Here is a 26,858-nt window from a genome sequence, read left to right as displayed (position 1 = left end):
AAATTAGGAGGTGATAAAATGTCTTTAATTCTTGCAGTTGATGACGAACTAGATATGCTTGATCTAATAAAAAACATTTTAAAAAAGAACAACCATAAGGTCGATGTATATCAAAACCCTTTAGACGTTGATAATAGTAAACTTAGTAAATATGATTTGATTCTACTTGATGTGATGATGCCAGGTATTGACGGAATTAGTTTCTGTAAGGATATTCGAACTAAAGTAGACTGCCCTATTCTTTTTTTAACAGCGAAAACTATGGAAGAAGATATAGTTGAAGGCTTATTAATTGGTGGTGATGATTACATCACAAAACCATTCGGTGCAGCAGAACTCCTAGCTCGTGTTGAAGCACATTTAAGACGAGAAAAAAGAGAACGACACACTAGTTTAAATCTTGGTGAAATTCGATTTGATTTATCTTCCAATGAAGTTTTTGTAGGAGAGGAAAAAGTTCATTTAACAAAATCTGAGTATCAGATTTCAGAATTACTAGCAAAAAGAAAAGGGCAAGTATTTTCAAGAGACCAAATATACGAGCTTGTCTTTGGATTTGATGGTATAGGAGATGCATCTGCAATATCAGAACATATAAAAAATATTAGGTCAAAGTTTCAAAAACATGGGAAAAATCCAATTGAAACAGTATGGGGGATCGGATATAAATGGAATTAATATCAAAAGGTCAATCTCTTAAAAATATACTTTTTAAATATTTGTTAAGTATTGCACTAGGACTAGTAATCTCAGTTGGATTAATAATAGCTTTTATATCTGCTTCTTACCAATTTAAATGGATATTTCCTGCGAACTATACTGAGAATTTAATTCTTGAAAAAAGGACAGATATTGCCACTTCAAAAAAATTCGAAAAATCATTACTTCCAGATAATACATCTTATCTATTTATATCAAAAGACGAAAAAGTTATAGAAACAAATATGAATAAGAATATCAAAGATATAGCCTTTAACTATCATAAGGGCTCTGGTAATTCTAATGCCAACTTATCCTTTATGGAAATACAGAGATCAGATGGATATGTACTAGTAGCTTATAAGCTAAAACCTTATTATAGAAACCCTTGGATGCAAAAAAATCTACCACAAATAAATATTTTATTACTAACTTTACTGATAATATTTTGTTTTATTAGTATTATTACTATCACATTAATTTGGGCAAAGAAAATATCAAAAGAATTAAATCCTTTGCTAGAAGCTTCGGAAGAAATTGGGAAACAAAACTTAGACTTCCAAGTTAAAAAGTCAAATATTCAGGAATTTAATGCTATATTAGATAGTTTAGAAAAAATGAAAATAGGATTAAGTGAATCTTTAAGGACAAACTGGAGAGAGGAAGAGAAAAAAAGAAATCAGATTTCAGCATTAAGCCATGATATAAAGACTCCTCTTTCAATTATAAAGGGAAACTCAGAATTATTAGGAGAAACAAACCTAACAGAAGAACAGCAAACATATCTAAATTATATTAGAAAAAACACAAGCCGTATTGATAAATATATCCAAACTTTAATGCTTGTTAATAAATCTAACCAAGCAAATGAATTGAATTTTCTTGAAATTAAGACAGAAAAATTTGTCGAAAACATTGAAAAGCTAGCTAAAGAATTTACATCAACTTATAAGCTAAATTTTTTAGAAGATATTAACTATGAGAATGGTATTTTAATAGTAGATTTAAAAAATTTTGAACGAGCCTTTCTTAATATTCTTAGCAATGCTGAGGAACACAGTCCTAAAAGCTCAACTATTGAGTTACTTATATGTTCAAAAGCTGATGAGCTTAAAATATCAATATTAGACCAAGGGCATGGATTTACAGGTGAAGACCTATTATATGCAACAGATCAATTCTATCAAGGAGACAAAAGTAGGCATTCAAAAGAAAACTATGGAATCGGATTATTTGTTGCCGAACAAATTATTAAGATGCATAGAGGAAGTCTTATTTTAGAAAATAGAACTGATGAATGTGGTGCTAGAGTCAGCATACTATTGCCAGTAAAGAATACTCAAGAATAGGGGTATTCTTTTTTCTTGCATTTATGAATTTTATGTGTGTGGTGTTTGTATATCTTTTAAAAGCACTTTCATAAGTTTTTTCACTTTTAGTAATATAATCTACTTCTAAATTTACAGCTTATTTTAAAGGATATATTTTTGTAATACCCATACTAATTACTTTAACTTTTTTTAATCTATTAAGCAGTAGAGAATGGATCTGCCATATTTCTCTTGATAATTTTTCTATCTGCTTATTCATAGATTCAATTTCATTTTTATAAATAACACCGGTTATATTAGTAGCCTTTGCAATCTAGTTTATATTATTTGTTGCATTTGAAATTAACCATTGTAGATCTCTAAATAAATTAATCGTCATAATATATACGCAAAAAAGACCGCAGCTTGAAACTACGGTCTAATTTTTTGTCCAAATGTAAACCACTTGGAACTATTATTCAATTTATTCTTTTTTACAAATGTTCCCATTTTAATCCCAGTTATAGTTTTTCATCTTCTGTAACCGTTGATTTTACAAAGCTTTTAATTTTTTTGCTACTATTCCCATTCTATTGTTGCTGGTGGTTTTGATGTGATATCGTAGACTATTCTATTTATGTGTTTTACTTCGTTTACTATTCTCCTTGAGACTATGTCTAGTATTTCATAGGGGATGCGTACCCAATCGGCTGTCATGAAGTCTGTTGTCTTTACGCATCTTAGGGCTAGGGTGTAGTCGTAGGTTCTGAAGTCTCCCATGACTCCTACTGTTCTGTTGTTGGTGAGTACGGCGAAGTATTGGGATATTTGATCTTTGGACATTTCTTTTTCTAATTCTTGTCTGAATATATAGTCTGCTTCTCTTAGGATGTCGAGTTTTTCTTTTGTGACTTCTCCCATGACTCTTATTCCTAATCCTGGGCCTGGGAAGGGTTGTCTATCTACAAGATATGCGGGCAAGTTCAGTTCTCGTCCGAGTTGTCTTACTTCGTCTTTGAATAAGAGTTTTAGTGGCTCGATTATGCCTTCGAAGTCTATTACATCTGGCAAGCCGCCTACGTTGTGGTGTGATTTTATTACTGCCGCATCTCCTGCTCCTGATTCTATTATGTCTGGATAAATTGTACCTTGAGCGAGAAAGTCTATGTGTCCTAATTTTTTGCCTTCTTCTTCAAAGATTCTTATAAATTCTTCTCCTATTATTTTTCTCTTTTTTTCTGGGTCGGTTTGACCTTTTAGTTTTTCTAGAAATCTTTTTTCTGCGTTGATTCTTATAAAGTTCATTCCTGAGTTTTTGAAGGCTGATTCTACTTCGTCGCCTTCATTTTTTCTCATAAGACCTGTGTCGACAAATATACAGGTCAAATTTGGTCCGATTGCTTTTGAGAGCAAGCTTGCTGCGACTGATGAGTCTACTCCTCCAGACAAGGCAAGGACAACTTTTTTGTTTCCGACTTTTTCTCTTATTTTTTCTATTTGTTTTTCCTTGTAGTTTTTCATTGTCCAGCTTTTTTCTTCTTTACAAATTTTTACTACAAAGTTTTCTAAAAGCTTGTTGCCAAAGACTGAGTGTTCTACTTCTGGATGAAATTGAAATGCGTAGAGCTTTGCTGCTTCATTTTCCATTGCGGCTATCTTGCATGTTTTTGATGATGCTGTTTTTTTGAAGCCTTGAGGCAGTTCAACTACTTGATCTTGATGACTCATCCAGACTTGTTGGGATTTTTCGGTGTCTTCAAAAATTTTCGAGTCTTTCCATTCTACGATTATTTTTCCAAATTCTCTTTCTCTTTTGTCAACTTTTCCACCGAGTGTATGTGCCATGAGTTGCATGCCATAGCAAAGTCCAAGTATGGGTATGCCCAGTTTAAAAATCTCTTTTTCGATTTGTGGTGCATTTTCTTCGTTGCATGATGCTGGGCCTCCAGTAAATATGATGCCTTTGGGCTGCAATTCTTTTACTTTTTCCATAGCTTTTTTGTATGAGTGGACTTCGCAATATACATTCAAGTCTCTGACTCTTCTAGCTATGAGCTGGTTGTATTGTCCTCCGAAATCTAATATGAGTATCATTTACCTTTTTCCTCCTTGTTTATCTTATTATATATTGGCTTTGGACAGATTTTCAACTTTATTTGTTAATCTTTCTTTGTGCTGGTTTCAAAGTCCCACTTTTAAAATTGTATTTATTTTATGATTTAGACAATTGATATGCTAATATAAATATATAAAAAAGATGGGAGATTGATATGAAAAATGAAATAAAAAGTCAATACAGCTTTCATTATGCCTGGGTGATTTTAATAGTGGCTTCTCTTGTTTTGGGGGTTTATGTTCCTGTGGTCAATGCTTTATCAAATAGTTGGCAGCTTGCTGTGACGAGTGAATTAGGCTTTTCTAGAACTGCCTTTTCTTTGACTGTTACTATTACTCAAGCTGTCGGGATTTTCTTGGGTCCAATTATTTCTTTCTTTTTGACTAAATACAATTTCAAAAGAATTTGGACTTGTGCTGCTACTGTTTTTTCACTTGGTGTGTATGGCTATTCTATGGCTCAAAATCAATATCATTTTTACATTTTGTCTTTTGTGGTTGGTGCCTCATATATAACTACTGCACAAATTCCTATGATGATGCTTATTAACAACTGGTTTCAAGAAAAACGAGGTCTTGCCACTTCTATTGCTGTGTCTGGCATTTCTGCTGGTGGTGCAATTTTAAGTCCAATCATCAGCGGCTTAATAAGAGATTTTGGGTGGCGAACTTCTTATAGAGTTTATGCTCTTATAATTTTTTTGCTGGCTCTTGTGGCTGGTCTGTTTTTGATATATTTAAGACCTGAGGACAAGGGTTTGAAGCCCTATGGATATAAGGATTACGATGTCAATAATAAAGATAAAGCAAAGGATTCTAATAAGTCCTTGAATGTTGGGCTTTCTATAAGTGCTTCTATAACTTGCAGCTTTTTTATTTTTCTAATTATAGGATCAGTTACAAACGGACTTTCAAATGGTGCGAGTCTACAATTTCCACCTGCCTTGCAAGAAGCTTGCGGTTTTGCAACTGCTTCCAAGGTTGTGTCTTTTTACCTTTTGCTGGGTGTGGTGGGCAAATTGTCCATTGGAAAAATCGCTGATAAGTATGGAATTTATCGAGCCCTTATTCTAGGATCTCTTATATTTAGTCTTACTTTTATATGTATGCTTTTTATTAATAGAATCTGGGGGCCTTGGATTTTTGCAGTCGTCTTTGGCTTTGGTCTTTCTATGGGGTCAGTCTTTCCTCCCCTTATTACCTCGTCGATTTTTAACAGGGATATGTATGGTGAAGCTTACAGCTTTGTTCAATCAGGTATGCAGATAGGCGCCGCCCTCGGTCCTCTGCTTGTTTCTCATATTTTTGACTCAAGTGGAGCCTATACCCTAGCCTGGATTTTAAATTTTATATTTGCTTTGCTTACAGCTGTGTTTTGGTTTTTGGCTCACAAAAGTTCGAAAAAGTATGAAAATAGGAGTGAAAAATAGTTTTTGGAAAGGATTTTATCATGGAAAAATATTTGGATGTGCTACAAAATTTAATAAAGCTTGAGTCTGTTAATGGTAATGAAAAGGTAGTGGCAGAATATATAGCTTCTTTATTCTACAAGTATAGAAATGTTGATGTGGAATTGATTGAGTCATATCCTGGAAGGGATAATATACTTGTCAAAATTAGTGGAAGCAAAAAAGGCAAGATTTTGGCCTTCTCTGGTCATTTGGATGTGGTTGCACCCGGAGATGGATGGGACCATCCTCCTTTTGCTGGAGAAGTGGTAGATAAAAAGCTCTATGGTCGTGGAGCTTGTGATATGAAAGCAGGTGTTGCCGCTAGCATCTATGCGATTTTAGAAATACTAGAAAATAGTATTGATTTTGCTGGCGAGCTTTGGTTTATTGGAACAGTCGGAGAAGAGGTTGGCATGCAGGGGGCACTTGATCTTGTAGATGGTGGCTATTTAAAGAATGTAGATGCTATTATAATACCCGAACCCACCAAAAGAGACGGCGAAAATCAAATCATATTCGCATCCAAGGGTTCTATTATGTACACTGTGAAAGCCCTAGGTAAAACAGCCCACTCCTCCATGCCTGAGCTTGGAATAAATGCCATAACAAGTATAGCTAAATTCATCTTGGCTGTCCAAGAAGAATTCGATAAAATAAGCGCCACCGAAGCTTTTAAAAATAAGTATTTAGGCTCAACATTAAATGTATTTTCCATGATTGAGGGTGGATTGCAATTTAACTCTGTTCCTGATAAGGCATCAGTAAAGGGAAATATCAGAACAGTTCCAGAGTTTGCAAGCGAAAGCTCCATAAAAGTTTTAGAAGATGCCATAAGAAAAAATAATGCAGATGATAAAAATGCGAAACTCTTCCTTGAATTAAATCAAGTTCTAGATCCTGCTGAAGCTAAAAAAGATAGTGCCCTTATTAAAGCTTTGACAGAAACTGCCAAATCTAAAAATATACAAGTAAGGGCCTTGGTTGGCACTTGTGAATTGTCTAGATATATTCACATATCAGATGATGTTGAGCTTTTAGTTTATGGTCCCGGACTTACTAATAAGGCTCATACAATCGATGAATATATAGAGCTTGATGAGTATTTTGATACAATTGAAATTTTTAAAAATACTGCTTTGAAATTTTTAAATTCAACTTTATAATCATTTTCTGCGACTTATAACTTGTCACTTAAAATCCAGTATAAAAATACCGACGCAAAATACACAAATCTTGCGTCGGTTTTTGTTTGCCAAGGAGCTTATCTAATTTTTATTTGTGCTTTTCAAAAAATTCAACCAATTTTTCAAGAGCCCTTGCTCTGTGAGAAATCTTGTTTTTTTCTGCTCCCATCTCTGCAAAGGTCTTATCATAACCATCTGGTATAAATATAGAGTCGTAGCCGAAACCCTTGTCTCCCTTTTCCTTATCTGAAATTTCTCCTTTGCAGATTCCTTCTAGATAGTGAACATCCTTATTTTCATCTATCAAACAAAGCACCGTTTTAAAATATGCCCTTCTATCCTTTCCTTGTAAAAGCTTTAAAAGCAAGCTTCTATTCATCCTGTCATCATGGTCTTTTGATAAGCCATAGTCATAGGAAAATCTTGCTGAATGAACACCAGGTTTGCCGTCAAGCGCCTCTACAAAAAGCCCTGTGTCGTCTGCGATTACAATGTAATTCGTTTTTTTTGCTAAATGACTTGCCTTTATAAGGGCATTTTTTTCTAGAGTGTCTTGGTTTTCTTCCGGACTGCTGCCGCCAAGCCCAGCTTGACTTTTTGATAATATTTGAAATTTATCTCCTAAAGTATCCCTTATTTCTTCTAATTTGTGATCATTGTCTGTTGCCAATACTATTTTTTTCATCTGTCCTCATATTCTCCAACATAATTTTCTATCCCTCTTACCAGGGCTTGACACATTCTTTCTATATAACCATCTTCCATGATTTTATCCATCTCTTCATCATTTGACATAAATCCTAACTCAGCAAGAGCCGCCACATTTTTAGTTGTCTTTAAAACTATTAGATCTGGTCTATTTTTTATGCCCCTATCTACTGTGCCAGTTTCATCAATGAGCGCTCTTTGAAGGGCTCTTGCGAAATGCCTTTGCTCCACTGTCTTTATTGGCACTTGTTTCTCATCAGCATATAAGACTTCTATACCACTAGCAGTTTTTGAACTTGCTAGATTGTAGTGGATACTAAGAAAGAGTTCCGCATTTTTGTCATTGGAAAGTCCTGCCCTGTCCATCAACTTTATATACTCATCTCGATCCCTTGTCAAAATGACTTCATAGCCCCTGTCTTTTAACATATCTTGCAAAATAAAGACAGTTCTTATGGTAAGTTCCTTTTCAGGCACCCTGCCCTCAGCTACTCCTCCTGAATCCTTTCCTCCATGACCAGCATCCAATACTATAGTTATTTGCCCGTCTGATTTGAATTTCTTGGTGATTTTTCTGTCCTTAAATTCGTCCAAGTCGATTCCTGCTTCTTCATAATATTTTTTTAGAGATTTTTTTTGCGTCTTTTTTATCTCATTTCTTTCATTATTCGAAATAAAGGTATTGCCACCGATTAAGTAGCCTTCATCGGACTTGAACCCTGAGATTTCTGGTCCCTCGTCTTTTTCTCCCTCTCCATTTTTAGATGCAATATCTTGATTTAGCTTGTCTTTTGCTTTTGACTTTGAAAGTTTTTCTCCAGTTTCGATCATAACCAAGTCATCTGCAGACCTAAAGTCCACCTTGTAGCCAAAAGTTTCTGATATAAATCTAAGCGGCACCACAGTTTTTTGTTCCATTCTGGGTTCAAAATATGATGTGAGCTTGGGGATTATATTGTCATCTAACTTGGTCTTTTTGCCGTCTACATAGCAGATGTTGGAATCTATCTTGAGCTTTATTTCTTTTTTATTCATAGATATTTCTATGGCCTTGGTCTTTTGATCCCACTTAACCTTGGCTCCTAGAGCTTCGGTCAAATCTCTAATGGGGACAAATGTTCTGCCCTTTAGAATGTATGGGGCGAACTCTGTATCTATTTTTTGTCCGTCCATCTGTAGATCCACACTTCTTGTTGTATAAGACTTTTCTTCTAGCTTGATAACCACCTTTCCAAGGCTTGTTTTGGGAATTACTACAAAAACTAGCAAAAGTCCAAGCATTTTTAATATACTTTTTTTCAATTTAATCCTCCATAGTCTAAGACCCTACTTTTTATCTTTTATCAAAGCCAAGGCCTTATAGAGATGATCCGCAAGTGGCATCTCTATATTATTTCCTTCTAAATCTATTATACTTTTTTCTTTTTTGAGAACTCCAATCTTTTCAAGCTCTATTCCACATTCAGCTAATTTTCCTTTTAAAGTTGTGTAATTTTCTGCCCCTATCAAGATGAGCATGGAGCCACTTGATATCAGGTTATAATGGCTTATTGAGTACTCTTTACAAATCTTTTCAAGTCCACTGTGGACTGGGATTTTTTCTCTATCTACATAAACTCCAAAACCACTTCTTGTGGCAAGCTCCCATATTCCTCCAAATACTCCTCCCTCTGTCACATCATGTAGTAAACTTGCTCCATACATCCTTGCAAGTTTGCCCTCTTTTACAACAGAAAGTTTATCTTTGAAGCCCTCTATGTGATTTATTTCTTCTGGAGTCAAGATTTTTTCAAGATTTTCCTTATCCTCTAAAAGCAATATTAAGGCTCCCTCTATGCCAGCTTCTTTTGTCATTGCTAAATAGTCGCCTGGCTTCGGTTGCTGCGGCTTTAGGGCCTTCTTTCTTCCTATTACTGTCGACGATACCAGAGGTTTTGTCACAGCATCTGTTACCTCAGAATGACCTCCTATAAGATCCATGCCAAGCTTCTCACATTCTGCCAAGGCCTCATCTATAATTTCTTCAAACTCTTTCAAATCAGATTTTGGCGGCATTAAAATTGTTAGTAAAAGTGCCACTGGATCTGCTCCCTCTGTTGCTATATCATTGGCTGAAACATTGACAGCCAACCTTCCGAGCCCCTTGCTTGCCCCTGTGATTGGATCTGTTGAAATTACAAAATCATCTCCAGCAAAATTTAAAATTCCAGCATCTATTCCAAGTCCACTTTTTTGAATGACTTCGACACGTGGATTTTTTATTTTATCAAAAATTATTTCTTCTAAATCCTTGTTAGAAATTTTCCCAACTTCCATAAATATATTTTTAATCCCCTTTTATTTCTTCCAACTTTAATTCTAGTTTTTTATAATCGCTCTCGGCTCTCTTTAACTTGAAATCAAGACCTAAATATAAAAACACATTTAAAATTATAATAGCTATTACTAACAAAGACAAATAAGTTAGTTTTTTGCTTTTTTTATACCTTCTCTCAAAGGTAAAATCCATAAAATTTTTTCTCAAATACTTGTCATAGACTTCCCTATTTTCACCTGCATATGGCAAATCGAGAATCTCCCCTTCGAATCCAAGTCCCTTTAAAAGAAATCTCTGCTCCTGTCTTTCCGATATGAAGTGAGCTTGCAAATCTTCTATTAATGACAAATCATCTTCTCTTAATTTCTCCCTTATGGCAAAATATCCAAGCTTTTTTTCTGCAGCAATTTTTTTATAGCCAAAATACTGCCAAGTCTTTTTGTAGGTCAAATCATCATCATACTTGTAAAAAAATCCCTGACCTAAGCCAATTTGTCTTATAACCATATTTTTGCACAAAAGACCTGCCGCTCTTGGAACCAGTTTTATTTTCAAGTCGTATTTGGAAAAAAATTTAGAAAAAGCCTCTGTAATTTCCTTTTTTACAGCAAAAATTCCCAGACTTTTATCTGTCATTTCCCCAAAAGAATATGATAGGTCATCTGCGGAGTCATAAAATAAGTCTTGTAATTTGTAGTAGATATAAGATTGCAAATCTTTATTTTTTAAACAAGGAGCGTCGATTCTTTTATAAAGAAGCCCATCAGAGTCAAAAAACACATATATATTTTCATTTTTATCACCAAGAAAGTCCAGAGCCTTCTTAAATATGTAATGCGCCTCTAAGGTGTCTTTTATGAGCCCTGCGTTGAAAGTGTTAAGACCGGCAAAGAAAAATTTATCTTTTACTATTCTCTTATTTACTTTAAATGCATAAATTCCTTCATCATATAAGTCAAGTATGCAGAATTTTCCAACCACCACAGACCTCCCAAGTTCAACAAAAGACCCAAGACCATAAAAGAAGCAAGGGGAATTTCACTCTTCAAATTCTCTCTTTTTATAAAGAAGAGAAAAATTCCATAAATCCCTGCAAGGACATAGGCAAATAGCATAGAGTAAAAGAACATATAGGATTTTGTAAAAATTCCTATTATAAATGCAAAATAAACATCACCCTCGCCAGTCGCTTGGTCCCACATTTTATAAATTATAAGCATTATGAGCAAGTAGCAAAAGCCAGATAAAATGCTTTCATAGAGATTATCTATATTTATTAAAAGACCAAGGATCAAGATTATACCAAGGTCTTCTAGATAAATAAACCTATACAAAAAATCATAGATAAACACCATGCCAAGTCCAGCAAGTGCCATAGACCAAATAAGGGCTTCAATCCCAAATGAAAACCACAAACTCAAAAAGAAAAATAAAGTAAAAGACAAAATCATATGAAAGGCTAAAATCTTTAAGGACTTTTTTTCTACTCTTTCTAATAAAGCGCCCTTACTGTATTTTTCTCTTGATTTATCATTTGAAAACTCATAAGACCTATAAATAAATATTTTGTAATTAAAATATAAAAAAATCAAAAATAAAATTGCGAAAAGACAATACACCTAATCCACCTTGGGTTCAGCTTTTCCATTCACAATCTGCATTTCGCCAGGCGTTACATTAACACTGCCATCAGTGCCAACGCTTATAGAAAAATCACTAGCCCCCGAATTTTTCATAGGCTTTGGAAACTTGCCTTCAATATATGGTTTGATATCATCCATGCTTATGCTAGTTTTTTCTGGATTTTCTGATAGATATAATACAGCTGCATTCTTTATGACCTTAACATTGGCATTGTGAGCAGCTACCTGAGCTGTCAAGCTCGATCTAGCATATCTTGGAATCGCAATAGACATCAAAATTAAAATTATGGCAATGACAACAACCATCTCTAATAGAGTGAAAGCCTTTTTTTTCATTTTATCCTCCTACAAAAGCGAGCCTCTTATGGCAAAATTCATCTTCAAATAGAAAATATACACAATTATCATAATTAAAATCGGCCAAAAACTAACTATATCAAACTCATACTTAAACTTCATTTCCTGAATAGCCAAATCCTTATTTGAATCTTTTTTTATAGCCTTATAAAGCTTTGCTATCAAAAATATCGAAAATCCCGATAGGAAAACCAAAATTATTATGGTAAAAAATTGTATTGACCCCACTTCCCAAGCTGCCCTTGTGGATTTTAAAAAATCAAAAATAGCACCATTGCCATACTTAGCCGCCAAAATCGCCAAGACATTATTAGTAAAATGGGCGACAAAAGCTGCATACAAGGACGACGAAGCCTCCATAACCATGCCAAACAAAATACCCAGCATAAAAGGAGCCATCAGATTTTGTGGGTCAAAGTGAAAGAGAGCGAATATAAAAGCTGAGCATAGTACTGCAAACTTGGGACCATAATGCTCATAAGCATTCATTAAAGCCCCTCTGAAAAATACCTCCTCACAGATACAAGGTATAAACGCCATATAAAATATATATGTCAAAAGAGATTTCTCATGTTGCATGACTTGTAAAGAGAAGTCCTTCAATTCATAGAACTGCGACAAAAAAGATAAAAACAGACCATTGCACAGCAAAACTAAGGGATAAAATAAAATAACAATCAAAATAACCCTTGCAGTATCAAGCATCGACAGTCTATTTAATTTCAAAACTTTTTTGACATTGCTCCTTCTAAGAAGCACTATGGCTGGAAATAAAATTATTATAAATTCATTTACCATAAGGCCATTGAAGAAATCTATCCGCTGAATCAAAGAGCCTACACTTATAAAAATCAGCCCCAGAACAAGCGCAATAAAATTGACCTCTGTAACACCTAGTCTCTGTATCTTATATTTTTTTCTCATGACCTTTTATAAGTAAACACATAGGGCACATTTCTATAATAATCCCCATAATTCAAACCATATCCGACAACAAAAAGATCTTCTATCTCAAAGCCAACCATATCAGCATCAATGTCAACTTCCCTTCTAGATGGCTTATCCAACAAGACACAAGACCTCAAAGACTTGGGATTTTCTTTCTTCAAATGTTCCAACACAAATTTCATAGTCCTGCCTGAATCCACTATGTCATCTACAACTAAAACATTTCTGTCTTTTATCCTAGAAGAAAAATCTTTCACTAGTTTCACTTCACCACTTGTCTTTTCCTGATCCTCATATGAAGATGTAATCATAAAGTCCACTTCCAACTTAGTTTGCATAGACCTTATCAAATCAGCTGCAAATATAAAAGAGCCCTTTAAAAGCGATATTACAAGCAAATCTTCCTCATCTTTATATAAGAGATCAAGACTGTGTCCCATAGTTTCAATCCTCTTTTTTAAAGTCGCTTCATCAAAAAGCACTCTCTCAACCTTATCTTTCATAAACGCCTCCGTAATTTATAATCATCTTATGACTTATTATAGCAAAAAGCTTAATTATTCTAAATATAGAAGTCCCTTATAGTTTATAAATTTAAAAAACAATATGACAATTCCATCATCAAATCCTATAACTTTTCTCTTACGTTTGAAATCAAGCTCCAACTAAGAAAAATCCATGTTTTTTACTTGCCATTTCTACTTATTAATTCATAAAATTATATGATTTCTATCTTTACACTTAGGTAATCTTGTTTTAGTCGTTTTTCGTTTTTAATATATCATTATATTTATTAAAAATCTCATTGTTTTTGATACAATTAGTTTTTATATTTACTATATCTTATGGATATGATTTAACTATTATGTTTATCCATATTTTTAGTAACAAGCTTTTAGATTCTGACGCATGGGTGTTTTCATTTGTCTTTCATCTCTAAGTCTAGCACCAAAAAACCTAAGTGTGAGTTTTCAAATAAAAAAACATGTGTGGATTATTATCCACCCATGTTTTTTTATTTGTCCAGTTTTTTGCTGTAATCTTTGAATACTTGATGCCAAACTTCTTCCAAGCTAGAATGTCTTCTATGATATTCGTGAGTATTTGCAGCTTCTACCATTTCATAATAGAACCAATCTGTTTTATAAAGATCGATAAAATATTTTATCTTTTCTTGATTCTTGTCTACATACTCCTTATCTGCATATCTATCAAAAAGTCTATTCAATATTTTTACAGCTTCTGCTCTTGTAATGTCATCATCTGGTCTAAATGTCTTATCTGGATAACCATCGATTCTTCCATTTGCATACGCTCTTTCAATCTCTTTTTCAAATTTGTGGCCTGTTGAAGATCAGCTCTCATTTCTGTCATTTTATTAAAATTAGATCGATTTTCTAAGCTTGAAAACGTATCAAGATACTAATAGCTACAAAAACAATTAAGTATATGAATCGTAAGACCCTGCTTTTAACCTTCATACATTAATCCCCTTCTTTAGCTAAAATTGCACTTACTTATATACATTCTAATGCATGTATATATATCAACCCTCTTTTTTCTTTCTATTGTAGCTCGAGATTTTCTATATTTTGATTGTAAATTTTTACCAAATCTTCTTCTGTAATTTGACTTGATGGAAGGTCTAAGCTTACTCTACCCTTGTTTAGCATTATTATCCTGTCTGAATATTCTATTGCATGGGCCAGATTATGACTTATCATTAGTGTTGTCATTTTTTCCTTTTTTATTAGTTCTGAGCTTATCTGCATTATAAGTCTAGAGGTTTTTGGATCCAGGGCTGCTGTATGCTCATCTAAGAGTAAAAGCTCCGGTCTTTTTATGGTTGCCATCAAAAGGGATAGGGCTTGTCTTTGTCCTCCTGATAGGAATTTCACTTTTGTATTTAATTTTTTCTCAAGCCCGAGATTTAAAATTTTTAGCTTTTCAATTATTTGTCCTTCTAGTGATTTTTTTATAAGTTTTTTAAAGGTGAATTTTTCTCCTTTTTTTAGTGCCAAAGACATATTTTCAAGTATTGTCAAGTCTGGTGCGACTCCCTTTGATGGATCTTGATAAACTTTTCCTATGTGAGATGCTCTTTTTTCTTCTGTCATTGATCCCAAGTCCAAATCACCAAGTAGAATATCTCCTCCATTTTGTTTTACTGAGCCTGAAATTATATTAAGTAAAGTCGACTTTCCGCATCCATTTGGCCCTAAAATGGCTGTGCATTCATTGGAATTTATTTCAAGTGATAAGTTGTCAAAGACTATGTTTTCTTCTTCTGTCCCTGGGTAGAAAACTTTTTTTATTTCTTTTATTTTAAGCATTTTTAGACCTCCTTGAGAGTCTCTTTAGAGATTTATTAAAGGCCACATTGTTGTATACAATCACAAGAACAACTATAAGCGCTGTGATGCCCTTTAGGTCGTTTGGGTTTAGCCCTGCTTCTATTGCAATTGCATAAATTAATCTATAAATTACTGAACCAAGTATGGCTCTAGATGTAATTTTTAGTTTTTTTGAGTTTTTCATGATTGTATCGCCTATTACAATTGAAGCTAAAGCCATTACAATCATTCCCTGACCCATGCTTATATCTACAAAGCCTTGCGTCTGTGCTTGAAGAGCTCCAGAAAGAGCTGCCAGGGCATTTGAAAGAACAAGGCCTAGCATAATATAGGTTTCCGGACTTTTTCCAAGGCTTTTTACCAATTGATCATTATCGCCTGTCACGATTAGAAGGTAGCCTTTTTCGGTCTTTAAAAACCAATCCAAAATTAATTTTGCAATGACTACAATTATTGCCAAGATAAAAAGTCTTGGAATGATTGCATCTGTAAAAATAGTTTTTGTATCAAAAAGGGGTATGTTTGACTTTTCGCCAACTCTTAAATTTATGGAATACAAGAAAGTCATGGTCAATATCCCAGCCAAAATTGATTCGATTTTAAATTTTTTATACAAAAAATAAGTGATATATCCACCTATGCCGCCTGCTATAAATGCCAAAGCCAAGGCAAGGTAAGGGTTTACTCCTTTTATTAAAAATCTTCCTATGACAAAGGCTCCTAAGGGAAAAGTTCCCTCGATTGAAAGATCTGCTAGATTTAATATTTTAAATGTAATTGCAACTCCTATTGCCAATAATGAAAAAACCAAACCCGACTCTAGGGCCGCCAATATTACTTGTTCCATTCCTTCTCCTCTTTTTAATTTCAAAATTCTTATGCTTATCTCTAATTAATTTTCTTTTTGACGATAGATTTATTTAACTATTTCAGCTCCCTTGAAAAATTCATCATTAAGATCAAGTCCTAGTGCTTTTGCCGCCTTTTCATTTATCTTTTTTACCATATCTGTATGCTTTGCTACTGGTAGACTTGCTGGGTCTTCTCCTTTTAATATCTTTGCAGCTTGTTTACCTGCTAGCTTGCCATGCTCATAGTATGAAATACCCCTGCTCATCAAAAGACCTTTTTCTACTTGACCTTCTTCTGCCGATATTGAAGGTATCTTATTTTTATTTAAAAACTCAGCCACTATCGGTGCCGCACTTGCAACTGTGTTGTCTGTTAGAGCAAATAGAGCATCTACCTTGCCTTTTATTGATGCCACAGCCTGACCCACATCATTTGTAGTTGTAACACCAACTGCATAAATTTCTAGACCCATCTGTGCAAAATTTTTCTTTAGTTCTTGCAGTTGGACATCAGAATTGGACTCTGATGTGTTGTAGATAACTCCAAATCTCTTGGCATTTGGATACAATTTTAAAAATTCGCTCACTTGGTCCTTAGCTGCTACATAATCTGTCACTCCAGTCACATTAGCGCCCGGCTTATCCAATGTTTTTACAAGACCCGCTCCAACTGGATCTGTAACAGCTGCAAATACTATCGGAATATCTTTTACACTATTTACTGCGCCTTGAGCTGCCGGTGTCGCTAAGGCATATATCAAGTCAACCTTATCCGCTTGAAATTTTTTGGGAATTTGCGTTGTCAAGGACATGTCGCCATTTTCATTTTGAAGCTCTATTTTTGCCACGATACCCTCTTCCTTTAAAGCATCCTCAAAACCAAGTCTTGCCTGCTCAAGTGATAAATGATCTATAAATTGAACTATGCCTATCTTGTATTCTTTTTCATTTTTATCAGCTCCTAAAGCATCACTCTTTTGCGTCTTGCTTGAACATCCCGTGCAAAGCATAATTGCCAACAAACTTAAAATTAATTTCTTTTTCATTTTTTCCTCCTGATTTTGGTATAAAAAAAAGTCCTTCGTCCTCAAAGGGACGAAAGACATATCCGCGGTACCACCCTAGTTGTGAAAAAATTTCACCACTTATCAGAGTCTAACAACTCCTATCCTCTACTAACGGGGGAATCCGGGACAGCTTACTACACTTCTACTATCCAGCTTAGGAGTGAATATTACATGCCCATCTGCTTGCCAGCTCTCACCTATTCTGGCTCTCTTTGAAACAAACTTTGACATCTTTCTCTCCGTCATCGCTTTTAATTTCTTATTATTTTATCATCATTACTAATTTTGTCAATAAGTTTTTCATTTTATTTTAAATTTAAAATAAAATTTTGAATGCATTTTAGATGATTTTATATAATTTTAATACCAATATTTTTTATAAAAATTAAAACATGAATATAAAAAGATATTCATATCTCAAGAGTTTTCAAATCTTTTAATTTATTTTATGGTTTAGCTAGTAAATTTTATTTATAAAATAAAAAACCCACCATTTTGGTGGGCGAAATTTACTTATTTACAACTTCTTTTAGTGCTTTTCCTGCTCTGAATACAGGTGCCTTTGAAGCTGGAATCTTTATAACTTCTTCAGGGTTTCTAGGATTTCTACCTTCTCTAGCTTTTCTTTCTCTAACTTCGAAAGTACCAAAGCCAACAAGTTGTACCTTTTGTCCATCTGCAAGAGCTTCTTGTACTGAAGCTATAAAGCTGTTAAGAGCTGTTTCAGCATCCTTCTTAGTAAGATTGCTTTTTTGTGCTATGCTTGCAACTAATTCTGACTTGTTCATTTAAAATTTCCTCCTTATTTGTTGTTTAGAGATTTCTTGGCCTCTTGCCATAATTCCTCCAACTCATCTAAAGTCATATCGTCTAAATCAGAGTTTCGTCTTTCGGCAACATCTTTCATAAAATTAAATCTTTTTATAAATTTGTCAGTTGTCATGCCAAGAGCCTCTCCTGAGTCTTGGTTGAAAAACTCACACATATTTACACATGTGAAAATAAGATCTCCAAGTTCCATTTTCAAGTCCTCAGCTGGGCCATCTATGGCTTGGAAAACTTCATTTTTTTCTTCATCAAGCTTTTGGAAAACCCCTCTATAATCTTGCCAAGCAAATCCTTTTGAAATGGCATATCTAATAATTTCTTGAGCTAATTTCAAAGGATTTTTGTCTTGCTTTTGCATAGATTTACCAAGAAAAGGCATCTCTTTTTTCAACTCATCCCCATTATAACCCATGTATAAAGGTTTTTCTACATCTTTTTTGCATTTTTCAATCTTTTTAGCGTATTTATCGCAAAAAATATGCAAAATATCATAAAAATTATAGTATCCCAGCTCTCTAGCCTTGTTTAAAGCTGAAAAAACATAAAAAATCATATCTGCTAGCCTTTGTTCATCTTCTATTTCAACATCTTCCATGTTTGAAATTTCAAAGGCCCTTGCCATTGACATGTCGTTTGATTTTGGAATATAAACAGATGATTGGTAGTTGGCTTCTTCAATCCTATCTAGCTCAAAAATTTTTATATATTCACAAACTTCAGATTTTAATCCAGCATCTTTTATAAAATAAATGTCATATTCGTCTCCATAAATCTCAGCTAAAAGAAGCTTTACATCCGACAAAATCCTCTTGTTGTATACTTGTGTCAAAAGAATATCCGCATCCTTATCAAAATCATAAAAACATATGTCCTCAGCATTTAAAAGTTTAAATCCTGAAAGAGGATCTCTTCCAACGGCTTTTAAAACTGGTTCAATAAAACTCACTCCAGAGACAATATTTATGTCTTCTTGTGACTTTATTAGTAGCTCGACTGTCTTTTCGGCAATCATGGGATCTCCTGGCACATAATAATTTATTTCTTCTTCTCTGCCTTCTTCTATTAACCTTTTTACTATGCTCTTGTAGACCTCATCAAAGTTGGCTGACTTTTCATAAATTTCATCGAATGATTCAAAATCTATGCCCTCTTCTCTAAAATAATCTGCTGCTTCGTGTCTTGAAGTTCTCAAGTAATTTTTCTTGCCCGAATGGATATGTTTAATCGCCTTGAGACTTAGGTAGTCTTTGTTTGATGGTCCAAGTCCTATTATATTTATCATGATACACCCTTAAAAAAAGCCTCCCCAGAGGGGGAGGTTTTACTAAAATTATTTTTTGTTCTTATCTGATTTGTCAGCCGCTTTTTCATTTTCTGCAGGCTTTTCTTCAGTTTTTTTGTCTTTCTTGTCTTGATTTTCAGCCTTATCTTCGCCCTTGTCTTCAAGTTGATATTTTTCTGGTATGTCAACTTCTTTCTTTAGGTCTAGGAACTCTTCTATCTTTGCATTCTTTTCAAGATCATTTGCCCACTTGTCAAATTTTTCTTGTTCAAGACTTTGTTTTATTTGATCCTTTACTTCAGATAGGTCCTTTACACCTTTTTTGTTGAGTTTTATTATATGATATCCGAATGAAGTCTTTACAGGATCTGATATTTCGCCTTCCTTTAGCTTATCAAGAGCTGCTTCAAATTCTTTTACCATAGTACCCTTTGTGAAATCTCCAAGATTGCCACCCTTTTCGGCATTTGATTTGTCTTTAGAGTGTTTTTTTGCAAGTTCTGCAAAATCTGCACCTTCGGAAAGTTGCTTCTTTATATCTTTGGCTAGATTTTCGTCATTAACAAGAATATGATCTGCATTATATGTCATGTATTTATCCTTGTTCTTTTCGTATGCAGCCTTTATTTCTGCATCATCGGCCTTGAAGTTTTTAGAGAATCTGTTGTAGAACTCGTTAAACATTATTTGATTGCTTGCATAGTTTCTCAAGAATTCTTCTGTGTATCCTTGCTTTTTAAGCTCATTTTCGAAAGCTTCCTTAGAGCCATAGCTTTCGATATACTTATCTATTTGATTTTGTACATCTTGAGGATTTACAGTATAGCCTTCTTTTTCTAGTTCTTGTCTTATAATTTCTGCTTGTTCAAGATTTTTTAACACAATTTCTCTCAATTTCATTCCCATGGGTACACCTGTTTTTGGGTCTGGTTGTTTGAAAAATTCTTCTGGGTCTTGACCTTGAGCCTTTGATCCCAAAATTATCATGTTCTTTTGAGCTGCATATTCTTCAACGTATTGTTCAAGTGTAATGTTCTTATCATTTACCTTGGCAACTACTCCGTCTACCCCATTTGCTTGCTTTTTGCTGCAAGCTGTTAGCACAAGGCTCATAGACAAAAGTGCAGTTGCAAGAATTTTACTTTTTACTTTCAAAATTTACCTCCTAGTTTTTCTCTAATTATTATAACAGATTGAATTCTAACATTAAAATGTGATTATTTCGTGTTAGATACAATTTCTAATATTTTTTTTATATCTTCCAAAGGATATTTGTAGGATTTTAGAATAAGTCTTGGTCTGATGCCCAATTCAAAGCCTATTCTGTCCTTGAAAATACTCTTACATTCATTTATTGTAGAAAGTTTTAATTTGTCTTTGGAAAAATTAATACTTATTTTAGCATCTTTTTCCATTATTTCCAAAATTCTTGCCTTGGTCGCCATGTTTTTTAACATAACTATATCCATCAAATTGGATAGAGGCCTTGGCAAGTCCCCAAATCGGTCAAATAGTTCATCCACTAAGTCTTTATAATCTTCGTCATTTTCTAGAATAGCTATTTTTTTGTATATTTCCATCCTCAATTCGTCATTTTCTATATAGGTTTTTGGAATATAAGAATCTATTTTCAAATCAATTATAGTCGAAAATTCTTCATCTATGTTTACATCTTGCCCTTTAAGATGGCTTACAGCATCCTTTAAATATTTGACATATAGATCATATCCTATGGAGTCCATATGCCCATGCTGACTTGCCCCAAGTATATTTCCTGAGCCTCTTATTTCAAGGTCTCTTAGGGCAATTTTATATCCCGACCCAAACTCTGTAAACTCCCTTATAGCCCTTAGTCTTTTCTCGGATACTTCAGATATGCTAGTGTTTTTTTCATAGGTGAAGTAGGCATAAGCAAGTCTTGATGATCTTCCTATTCTGCCCCTTAGCTGATAAAGTTGTGAAAGTCCAAGTTTATTTGATTCGCATACTATAAGAGTGTTGGCTGCTGGCACATCCATGCCAGTTTCGATTATTGTAGAACATAAAAGCAGGTCAATTTCTCCTTGGACAAATTCTTCCATAGTCTTTTCCAAGATTTTCTTGTCCATTTGCCCATTTGCAATCTTTATTCTAGCTTCTGGAACAAGTTTTTTGAGTTCCAAAAGTTTATTTTCCATATTGGCAACTCTGTTGTAGAGAAAATATATCTGCCCCTTTCTAGATATTTCTTTTAAGATTGCATCTCTTATCATCATGTCATTATATTCTAGTACATAAGTTTGCACAGGTAGCCTATCTTCGGGTGGACTTTCTATTACAGACATATCTCTTATTCCTACCATTGACATTTGTAGCGTCCTTGGAATTGGCGTTGCTGTCAAGGTGAGTGTATCTACATTTTCTTTTAGCATCTTTAATTTTTCTTTGTCCTTTACCCCAAATCTCTGCTCTTCATCAACTATCAAAAGTCCCAAATCTTTAAATTTTACATCCTTAGACAAAATCCTGTGGGTACCTACAACTATATCAGCCATACCAGCTTTCAGTCGTTTTAGATATTCAGTTTGATCTTTTTTAGGAGTAAATCTGGACAGGCTTATTGCCTCTATTGGAAAGTTTTTAAATCTTTCTTTTATAGTTGCAAAATGCTGCTTAGTTAGGATGGTCGTCGGACATAGAAAAGCCACTTGCTTGCCATCCATGACTGCCTTGAAACACGCTCTAAGGGCTACTTCAGTCTTTCCATATCCCACATCTGCACAAAGTAGCCTATCCATTGGCACTGGCGATTCCATATCCTTTTTTATCTCTTCTATGGATTCTAATTGTCCTTCTGTTTCTTCATAGGCAAAAGCATCCTCAAAATCTTTTTGCCAAGGACTGTCTTTCGAAAATTGATATCCCTTAGATGCCGCTCTAGCAGCATATAGTTTTATTAAATCTTCGGCCATTTCCTTTACAGATGTCTTGGCTTTTTGCTTGGCCCTTTTCCATTCTATTGAATTTAGCTTGTTTAGTTTGGGGGCCTTCCCCTCTGAACCAATATACTTATAGATTTGTGAGAGTGAATCAATTGGCAAAAATAACCTATCATCTCCCCTGTACTCTATGCTTATATAGTCTTTTAGGACTCCTCCAATCTCCATTTGGCTTGTGCCTGTATATTTGCCCACTCCGTAAGACTCATGCACGACATAATCTCCGATATTTAAGTCTTCAAAGTTTAATCCGCTCTTCTTAGTTTTTTTCTTGGGCTTTTGTATTTTTTTATAAATTTCATTGAAGTTTATTATTGCCAGCTTTTCCTTGGGAAATTCAAATCCTTCATGCACAGATGTTGGAAAAATTAAAAGATTTCCTTTATCTAATTCATCTTTTGAACTTGGAAGGATTGCCGCTAGTCCCTCCTGTCTTAAATTGTCCAAAAGCCTTTTTGCTCTTTTTATATCTCCTGCCAATATAGCAATTTTATATTCTTGGCTCTTGAGATACTTGGCCTCTTCTATAAAAAGGTCCACCCTTCCTCTAAAATTGTCAACTGATCTCATTGCCAAGTCAAAAATTTCTTTGGGTATAAAAACTTTTGGAGTTTTTACAAGAGAGCTTAGGTAAATTTGCATTTTCCCATTTATTTTTTCTCTGATTTGTTCAAAGGAAAAATTAATATCCATGTGATCTTTTAGCAAAATTCCTTCTCTTATCAGCTCTAAAACATTTTCCGTTTGCATCTCTTTAAGCTCCAAAAAGCTAGAGTGTGAAAATTCCGCTTCTTCAAAGAGCAGCAAATAATCGTCTTTAAAATAATCAAAAATAGAGCAAACTCTGGATTTTTTTAATAGAGCCAGCAAAATTTCCCTATTTTCAATTTTCAAATCCCCGTCAAGTGCATCCAAATATGGCAAAAATCTATCTTCTAAATTTTTTTGTTTATCTTCTTCTAGCTTAGCTGATTTGATTTTTTTTATAAGAGATTCCTTCAAATATGACCGATCCTCTTCGGAAAAGATTACTTCTTCAGAAGGACTTATTCTGATTTCTTTTACATTTTCAACAGATCTTTGCGTGTTTGGATCGAAAGTCCTTATAGAATCCACCTCATCTCCAAAAAGCTCAATCCTATAAGGTAGCTTATCGCTGGTGTAGATATCTATAATGCCCCCTCTTATTGAAAATTGACCTCTACCCTCTACCAAATCAGCATTTTTATAGCCTGCCTCTTGAAGTTTCTTCCTCAAATCTTTGATGTCTAGACTGGAGTTCAAATCAATATTTAAAGTGAGCTTTTCAAACTCTTCCAAGGGCGTGAATTTTTCAAACATGGCCTGATATGAAAGCAGCAAAACATCGAGTTTATTTTCAGCAATCGCATTTATGGCAGCTATTCTCGTCTGATATTTCTCTAAAGATGTGGCATCTTTTTTAAAAAAGAAATTTTCCCTTTTCGGCATATAAAAGGCCCTAAGTCCAAGTCTAGAAAAATCTTCGCACATACTCATGGCACTCATATCATCACGGGCAAGATATATAATGGGTTTCTTAAAATCATTTGAAATATTACTTGTCAAAAATGGATATAGACCCGCTACGCCACCATATATTAAAATGGGCCCCTTTTTGACCTTAATACTTTCTTTTAAGTCTTTATAAAATTGTGTATTTTCTAATAAATCATCAATTATATTCATATTTTTATATTTTTAAGCACAAGAATAAGCTCAAAATCACTTTTGAGCCCTCTTGTTATACTTATTCATAGCGGAGTCTATGCCACTTCCTATCATGTGAAGTATGCCATCGACACCGTCTTCTATACTTTTTTCTATAAGCGGCACCTCGTCTTTTGAAAATCCTTTCAAGACAAAATCCGCAAGATCATCTTTTCTATTTTCTCTTTCGATTCCTATCTTCAACCTTGGAAAATCTTGGCTTTGCAATTGGTAGATTATCGACTTTAAACCATTATGTGTACCTGCCGAGCCAGATTTTTTAAATCTAATCCTGCCTAAATCTAGATCTACATCATCTACCACAATTATAATTTTTTCAGGTGGAATTTTGAAAAAATTTGCAAAATCTCTAACGCTTTCGCCACTCAAATTCATATAAGTTTGAGGCTTTAATAAGATTATATCCTCATCTGCATATTTGAACTTGCAATACAAACCCTTGAATTTTAACTTGTTTACTTTTTGGCCCAATTTTTCAGCCATATAATCAATAGTCAAAAATCCAACATTGTGGCGGGTGAACTCATATTGGCTTCCTGGATTTCCAAGTCCAACTATTAAATACAAGTAATCACCTTTTATCAAACATTTCGCTTACAGAATCATTATTATTAATTCTTCTTATAGCTGAAGCGAAAATTCTAGCAACACTTACAACTTCTATCTTTTCTATCTTCTTTTCTTCTGGAAGAGCTATTGTGTCGGTTATTATGAACTTTTCCAAGACACTGTTTGCTATTCTTTCTACTGCAGGGCCTGACAACACGCCATGACTGGCTGCTCCATAGATTTTCTTTGCCCCTTTTTCTTGAAGCGCCTTGGCTGCATTGCAAATTGTTCCGGCTGTATCTATTATGTCGTCAACCAAGATGCAATTTTTTCCTTCAACCTCACCTATTATATTCATAATTTCTGATACATTAGGTCTTGGTCTTCTCTTTTCTATTATTGCAATCTGTAAATTCAATTCATTTGCGAATTTTCTAGTCCTTGTTACTCCACCCAAATCAGGTGATACAGCTATCCAATCTCCATCTTCTTTTACAAGATCTTTGAAATAAGAAGCAAGTGCTGGTACTGCAGTCAAATGGTCAACTGGTATATTAAAATAGCCTTGGATTTGTCCTGCATGAAGATCCATTGCGACAACCCTATCTGCCCCAGCAACTGTCAATAAATCAGCTACAAGCTTAGATGTTATCGGTTCTCTAGCCTTGGTCTTTCTATCTTGTCTAGCATATCCATAATATGGGATTACGGCATTGATTCTAGATGCCGAAGCCCTCTTGCAAGCATCAATAAAGATAAGCATTTCCATAAGATTATTGTTTACAGGGTTACTTGTAGATTGGATAATATAAACGTCTTTACCCCTAACAGATACTCCGATATCAATTTCAATCTCTCCGTCAGAAAATGTTTTTGCCTCACACTTACCAGGCTCAACCCTCAAGCATTCACACACTTTTTTTACAAATTGTTGATTTGAATTGCCTGTAAAAACTATAACTTCCCCATAGTTGTGGCTCATCTTTCGTCCTCCTTTTGAACTTTTTTTACCCATCCTATGATATTTTTTTGTTTAGACCTTGCTATTGCAAGCTCTCCACCACTTACCTTATCCGTAATTGTAGAACCGGCAGCTATAAAAGCATCTTTTCCAATTTCTACCGGTGCAATTAAATTAGCATTGCAGCCAATAAAAGCTCCATCTTCAATTTTAGTTCTAAACTTATTTTTGCCATCATAATTTACAGTTATAGTGCCGCAACCAAAATTGACATCTCTTCCTACATCAGCATCTCCTATATAGGTAAGGTGAGATGCCTTAGTTCCACTTTGCAAAGTAGAGTTCTTGACTTCTACAAAATTGCCAACCTTCACTCCATCTTCGATTGTAGAATTAGGCCTTATATGAGCATAAGGGCCTAACTTAACACCCGCACCAATTTTTGAATCCTCAATTAAAGAAGACTCTATATGACTTCCATCTCCTATTTCAGAGTTTACTATTCTAGTTGAACCTATAATCTCTACCCCTTCTCCTATACTTGTCTTGCCTTCTATAAAAGAGCCTGGATAAATTATAGTATCTCTTCCAATTTTAACACCTACATCAATATAAGTAGAAGCAGGATCTATCAAAATAACTCCACTTGCCATGAACTCACGATTTATCTTTTCTCTTAAAATCCTAGCAGCCTCAGCAAGTTCCACCTTGGAATTTATGCCAAAGATTTCATTTTTATCCTCCAGCATATAGGCACCTATTATCTCACCTCGGCTCTTTAAAATCTCTATTATATCAGTCAAATACATCTCGTTTTTGGCATTGTTGCAAGATATTTTGTTTATACACTCTTTTAACTTTTTGCCATCAAATACATAAATGCCAGAGTTTACTTCACAGATATTTTTTTCAGCTTCAGAAGCATCCTTTTCTTCAACTATCCTCTCTACATTGCCAAACTCATCTCTTACTATCCTTCCATAGCCAAAAGGATTTTCAAATTTAGCCGTCAAAATTATAGCAGCCAAATTTTCATCTAGCTTATAGTTCAATAGCTTTTTTAATGTCTCAGAGTCTATAAGCGGAGTATCTCCATTTAATACAATAACTCTGTCCTCATCTGAAATTTCATCAATAGCACACTTAACAGCAAAACCAGTGCCATATGGATTTCCATCGCCCATGGCTTGCTCCACAAATACTAAATTTGTATTTTCATAAGCTTTTTTGACCTTTTCTTTTCCATGACCCAGGACTAAAACATTTTTTTCAATTCCAGCTTTCTTGCAAGCATCCACAACAAAACCCGCCAAGGACTTACCACAGATTTTATGAAGAACTTTTGGCTTATCTGAAAGCATTCTCGTTCCTTCGCCCGCTGCAAGAATTATAGAAACAATCATAATTCACCTCAAATATTTACGCTTAATCTAGTATATCAATTTTACAATATATCCTCAATTAAAATTAGCAGACTATAAACAAAAAAATAGTAGAAATAAAAATT

The 26,858-nt window shown here is 34.3% G+C and carries 24 protein-coding genes, 1 pseudogene and 1 other annotated feature; of the genes and pseudogenes, 4 read left to right on the top strand and 21 right to left on the bottom strand.

All coding sequences use genetic code 11. The features are described 5' to 3' along the window. Positions 1 to 18: 18 nt before the first annotated feature. Both LV469_00815 and LV469_00810 read left to right on the top strand, forming a co-directional pair. Positions 19 to 678: a response regulator transcription factor gene (locus LV469_00815; protein UHR02859.1), complete on the top strand. Its 660-nt coding sequence runs from the start codon at positions 19 to 21 to the stop codon at positions 676 to 678. After that, positions 669 to 2,048, top strand: coding sequence for a HAMP domain-containing histidine kinase (locus LV469_00810; protein UHR02858.1), 1,380 nt, complete (start codon positions 669 to 671; stop codon positions 2,046 to 2,048). Before LV469_00815 ends, LV469_00810 begins: the two co-directional genes overlap by 10 nt. 118 nt (positions 2,049 to 2,166) lie before the next feature. On the opposite strand, the pseudogene LV469_00805 reads toward LV469_00810, so the two are convergent. Next, a pseudogene (locus LV469_00805) lies at positions 2,167 to 2,418 on the bottom strand (hypothetical protein). 170 nt (positions 2,419 to 2,588) lie between these two features. After that, positions 2,589 to 4,103 carry a glutamine-hydrolyzing GMP synthase gene (guaA, locus tag LV469_00800; GenBank protein UHR02857.1) on the bottom strand — a complete coding sequence of 505 codons (1,515 nt, stop codon included), beginning with the start codon at positions 4,101 to 4,103 and terminating at the stop codon, positions 2,589 to 2,591. Between the two features lie 176 nt (positions 4,104 to 4,279). Between guaA and LV469_00795 the strand changes: the two genes are divergently transcribed. Beyond that, positions 4,280 to 5,554, top strand: coding sequence for an MFS transporter (locus LV469_00795; GenBank protein ID UHR02856.1), 1,275 nt, complete (start codon positions 4,280 to 4,282; stop codon positions 5,552 to 5,554). A 20-nt stretch (positions 5,555 to 5,574) separates the two neighbouring features. After that, positions 5,575 to 6,738 (top strand): ArgE/DapE family deacylase, encoded by a 1,164-nt coding sequence (locus LV469_00790; GenBank protein ID UHR02855.1) that lies wholly within the window; start codon positions 5,575 to 5,577, stop codon positions 6,736 to 6,738. Between the two features lie 109 nt (positions 6,739 to 6,847). Here LV469_00790 and rdgB read toward each other — a convergent pair whose 3' ends face one another. The 19 genes from rdgB to glmU form a co-directional block, all read right to left on the bottom strand. Then, the gene (gene rdgB / locus LV469_00785) at positions 6,848 to 7,444 is read right to left on the bottom strand and encodes an RdgB/HAM1 family non-canonical purine NTP pyrophosphatase (GenBank protein ID UHR02854.1); all 597 of its coding nucleotides are present in this window, start codon (positions 7,442 to 7,444) and stop codon (positions 6,848 to 6,850) included. Continuing rightward, positions 7,441 to 8,769, bottom strand: coding sequence for an N-acetylmuramoyl-L-alanine amidase (locus LV469_00780; protein ID UHR02853.1), 1,329 nt, complete (start codon positions 8,767 to 8,769; stop codon positions 7,441 to 7,443). The genes rdgB and LV469_00780 overlap by 4 nt, the downstream gene beginning before the upstream one ends. Before the next feature lie 24 nt (positions 8,770 to 8,793). Next, positions 8,794 to 9,783, bottom strand: a complete 990-nt coding sequence (locus LV469_00775) for an AIR synthase family protein (protein ID UHR02852.1) — start codon at positions 9,781 to 9,783, stop codon at positions 8,794 to 8,796. A gap of 10 nt (positions 9,784 to 9,793) precedes the next feature. Continuing rightward, a complete protein-coding gene (locus LV469_00770) occupies positions 9,794 to 10,765 on the bottom strand; it encodes a hypothetical protein (protein ID UHR02851.1) in 972 nt (323 codons plus the stop codon). Next, a complete protein-coding gene (locus tag LV469_00765) occupies positions 10,705 to 11,403 on the bottom strand; it encodes a hypothetical protein (GenBank protein UHR02850.1) in 699 nt (232 codons plus the stop codon). Before LV469_00765 ends, LV469_00770 begins: the two co-directional genes overlap by 61 nt. After that, positions 11,404 to 11,763: a prepilin-type N-terminal cleavage/methylation domain-containing protein gene (locus LV469_00760; GenBank protein ID UHR02849.1), complete on the bottom strand. Its 360-nt coding sequence runs from the start codon at positions 11,761 to 11,763 to the stop codon at positions 11,404 to 11,406. A gap of 9 nt (positions 11,764 to 11,772) precedes the next feature. After that, entirely contained in the window at positions 11,773 to 12,708 is a 936-nt protein-coding gene (locus LV469_00755) for a CPBP family intramembrane metalloprotease (GenBank protein ID UHR02848.1), read from the bottom strand. Continuing rightward, entirely contained in the window at positions 12,705 to 13,235 is a 531-nt protein-coding gene (gene hpt / locus LV469_00750) for a hypoxanthine phosphoribosyltransferase (GenBank protein ID UHR02847.1), read from the bottom strand. Before hpt ends, LV469_00755 begins: the two co-directional genes overlap by 4 nt. 512 nt (positions 13,236 to 13,747) lie before the next feature. Then, positions 13,748 to 13,960 (bottom strand): hypothetical protein, encoded by a 213-nt coding sequence (locus LV469_00745; protein UHR02846.1) that lies wholly within the window; start codon positions 13,958 to 13,960, stop codon positions 13,748 to 13,750. 337 nt (positions 13,961 to 14,297) lie between these two features. Continuing rightward, on the bottom strand, positions 14,298 to 15,065 hold the full coding sequence (locus LV469_00740; GenBank protein UHR02845.1) for an ATP-binding cassette domain-containing protein: 768 nt from the start codon (positions 15,063 to 15,065) through the stop codon (positions 14,298 to 14,300). After that, positions 15,058 to 15,933 carry an ABC transporter permease gene (locus tag LV469_00735; protein UHR02844.1) on the bottom strand — a complete coding sequence of 292 codons (876 nt, stop codon included), beginning with the start codon at positions 15,931 to 15,933 and terminating at the stop codon, positions 15,058 to 15,060. The genes LV469_00740 and LV469_00735 overlap by 8 nt, the downstream gene beginning before the upstream one ends. 69 nt (positions 15,934 to 16,002) lie before the next feature. Next, positions 16,003 to 16,983: an ABC transporter substrate-binding protein gene (locus tag LV469_00730; protein UHR02843.1), complete on the bottom strand. Its 981-nt coding sequence runs from the start codon at positions 16,981 to 16,983 to the stop codon at positions 16,003 to 16,005. Positions 16,984 to 17,025: 42 nt separating this feature from the next. Further along, positions 17,026 to 17,259, bottom strand: a binding site (T-box leader). Positions 17,260 to 17,513: 254 nt separating this feature from the next. Further along, positions 17,514 to 17,792 (bottom strand): HU family DNA-binding protein, encoded by a 279-nt coding sequence (locus tag LV469_00725; protein ID UHR02842.1) that lies wholly within the window; start codon positions 17,790 to 17,792, stop codon positions 17,514 to 17,516. Between the two features lie 14 nt (positions 17,793 to 17,806). Then, positions 17,807 to 19,114: an SAM-dependent methyltransferase gene (locus tag LV469_00720; protein UHR02841.1), complete on the bottom strand. Its 1,308-nt coding sequence runs from the start codon at positions 19,112 to 19,114 to the stop codon at positions 17,807 to 17,809. A 48-nt stretch (positions 19,115 to 19,162) separates the two neighbouring features. Continuing rightward, complete coding sequence (locus LV469_00715; GenBank protein ID UHR02840.1) at positions 19,163 to 20,269, bottom strand: peptidylprolyl isomerase; 1,107 nt, start codon at positions 20,267 to 20,269, stop codon at positions 19,163 to 19,165. A gap of 62 nt (positions 20,270 to 20,331) precedes the next feature. After that, positions 20,332 to 23,799 (bottom strand): transcription-repair coupling factor, encoded by a 3,468-nt coding sequence (gene mfd, locus LV469_00710; protein ID UHR02839.1) that lies wholly within the window; start codon positions 23,797 to 23,799, stop codon positions 20,332 to 20,334. 36 nt (positions 23,800 to 23,835) lie between these two features. Beyond that, on the bottom strand, positions 23,836 to 24,408 hold the full coding sequence (gene pth / locus LV469_00705) for an aminoacyl-tRNA hydrolase (GenBank protein ID UHR02838.1): 573 nt from the start codon (positions 24,406 to 24,408) through the stop codon (positions 23,836 to 23,838). A 4-nt stretch (positions 24,409 to 24,412) separates the two neighbouring features. Next, the gene (locus LV469_00700) at positions 24,413 to 25,372 is read right to left on the bottom strand and encodes a ribose-phosphate pyrophosphokinase (protein ID UHR02837.1); all 960 of its coding nucleotides are present in this window, start codon (positions 25,370 to 25,372) and stop codon (positions 24,413 to 24,415) included. Next, positions 25,369 to 26,754: a bifunctional UDP-N-acetylglucosamine diphosphorylase/glucosamine-1-phosphate N-acetyltransferase GlmU gene (glmU, locus tag LV469_00695; protein ID UHR02836.1), complete on the bottom strand. Its 1,386-nt coding sequence runs from the start codon at positions 26,752 to 26,754 to the stop codon at positions 25,369 to 25,371. Before glmU ends, LV469_00700 begins: the two co-directional genes overlap by 4 nt. Between the last annotated feature and the right edge of the window lie 104 nt (positions 26,755 to 26,858).

Source organism: Peptoniphilus sp. GNH, from assembly GCA_021307325.1.
Taxonomy (GTDB): domain Bacteria; phylum Bacillota; class Clostridia; order Tissierellales; family Peptoniphilaceae; genus KA00134.
Note: the sequence above shows the minus strand (reverse complement) of the source record. Positions and strands in the feature narration are given on the sequence as shown.

What these genes read in the sequence shown, in the direction of transcription:
- LV469_00730 (UHR02843.1), bottom strand. Translation starts at nt 16,983, where the DNA reads ATGAAAAAGAAATTAATTTTAAGTTTGTTGGCAATTATGCTTTGCACG.
- LV469_00760 (UHR02849.1), bottom strand. Translation starts at nt 11,763, where the DNA reads ATGAAAAAAAAGGCTTTCACTCTATTAGAGATGGTTGTTGTCATTGCC.
- glmU (UHR02836.1), bottom strand. Translation starts at nt 26,754, where the DNA reads ATGATTGTTTCTATAATTCTTGCAGCGGGCGAAGGAACGAGAATGCTT.
- rdgB (UHR02854.1), bottom strand. Translation starts at nt 7,444, where the DNA reads ATGAAAAAAATAGTATTGGCAACAGACAATGATCACAAATTAGAAGAA.
- LV469_00735 (UHR02844.1), bottom strand. Translation starts at nt 15,933, where the DNA reads ATGGAACAAGTAATATTGGCGGCCCTAGAGTCGGGTTTGGTTTTTTCA.
- LV469_00790 (UHR02855.1), top strand. Translation starts at nt 5,575, where the DNA reads ATGGAAAAATATTTGGATGTGCTACAAAATTTAATAAAGCTTGAGTCT.
- mfd (UHR02839.1), bottom strand. Translation starts at nt 23,799, where the DNA reads ATGAATATAATTGATGATTTATTAGAAAATACACAATTTTATAAAGAC.
- guaA (UHR02857.1), bottom strand. Translation starts at nt 4,103, where the DNA reads ATGATACTCATATTAGATTTCGGAGGACAATACAACCAGCTCATAGCT.
- LV469_00815 (UHR02859.1), top strand. Translation starts at nt 19, where the DNA reads ATGTCTTTAATTCTTGCAGTTGATGACGAACTAGATATGCTTGATCTA.
- LV469_00725 (UHR02842.1), bottom strand. Translation starts at nt 17,792, where the DNA reads ATGAACAAGTCAGAATTAGTTGCAAGCATAGCACAAAAAAGCAATCTT.
- LV469_00810 (UHR02858.1), top strand. Translation starts at nt 669, where the DNA reads ATGGAATTAATATCAAAAGGTCAATCTCTTAAAAATATACTTTTTAAA.
- LV469_00795 (UHR02856.1), top strand. Translation starts at nt 4,280, where the DNA reads ATGAAAAATGAAATAAAAAGTCAATACAGCTTTCATTATGCCTGGGTG.
- LV469_00755 (UHR02848.1), bottom strand. Translation starts at nt 12,708, where the DNA reads ATGAGAAAAAAATATAAGATACAGAGACTAGGTGTTACAGAGGTCAAT.
- hpt (UHR02847.1), bottom strand. Translation starts at nt 13,235, where the DNA reads ATGAAAGATAAGGTTGAGAGAGTGCTTTTTGATGAAGCGACTTTAAAA.
- LV469_00720 (UHR02841.1), bottom strand. Translation starts at nt 19,114, where the DNA reads ATGATAAATATAATAGGACTTGGACCATCAAACAAAGACTACCTAAGT.
- LV469_00775 (UHR02852.1), bottom strand. Translation starts at nt 9,783, where the DNA reads ATGGAAGTTGGGAAAATTTCTAACAAGGATTTAGAAGAAATAATTTTT.
- LV469_00700 (UHR02837.1), bottom strand. Translation starts at nt 25,372, where the DNA reads ATGAGCCACAACTATGGGGAAGTTATAGTTTTTACAGGCAATTCAAAT.
- LV469_00740 (UHR02845.1), bottom strand. Translation starts at nt 15,065, where the DNA reads ATGCTTAAAATAAAAGAAATAAAAAAAGTTTTCTACCCAGGGACAGAA.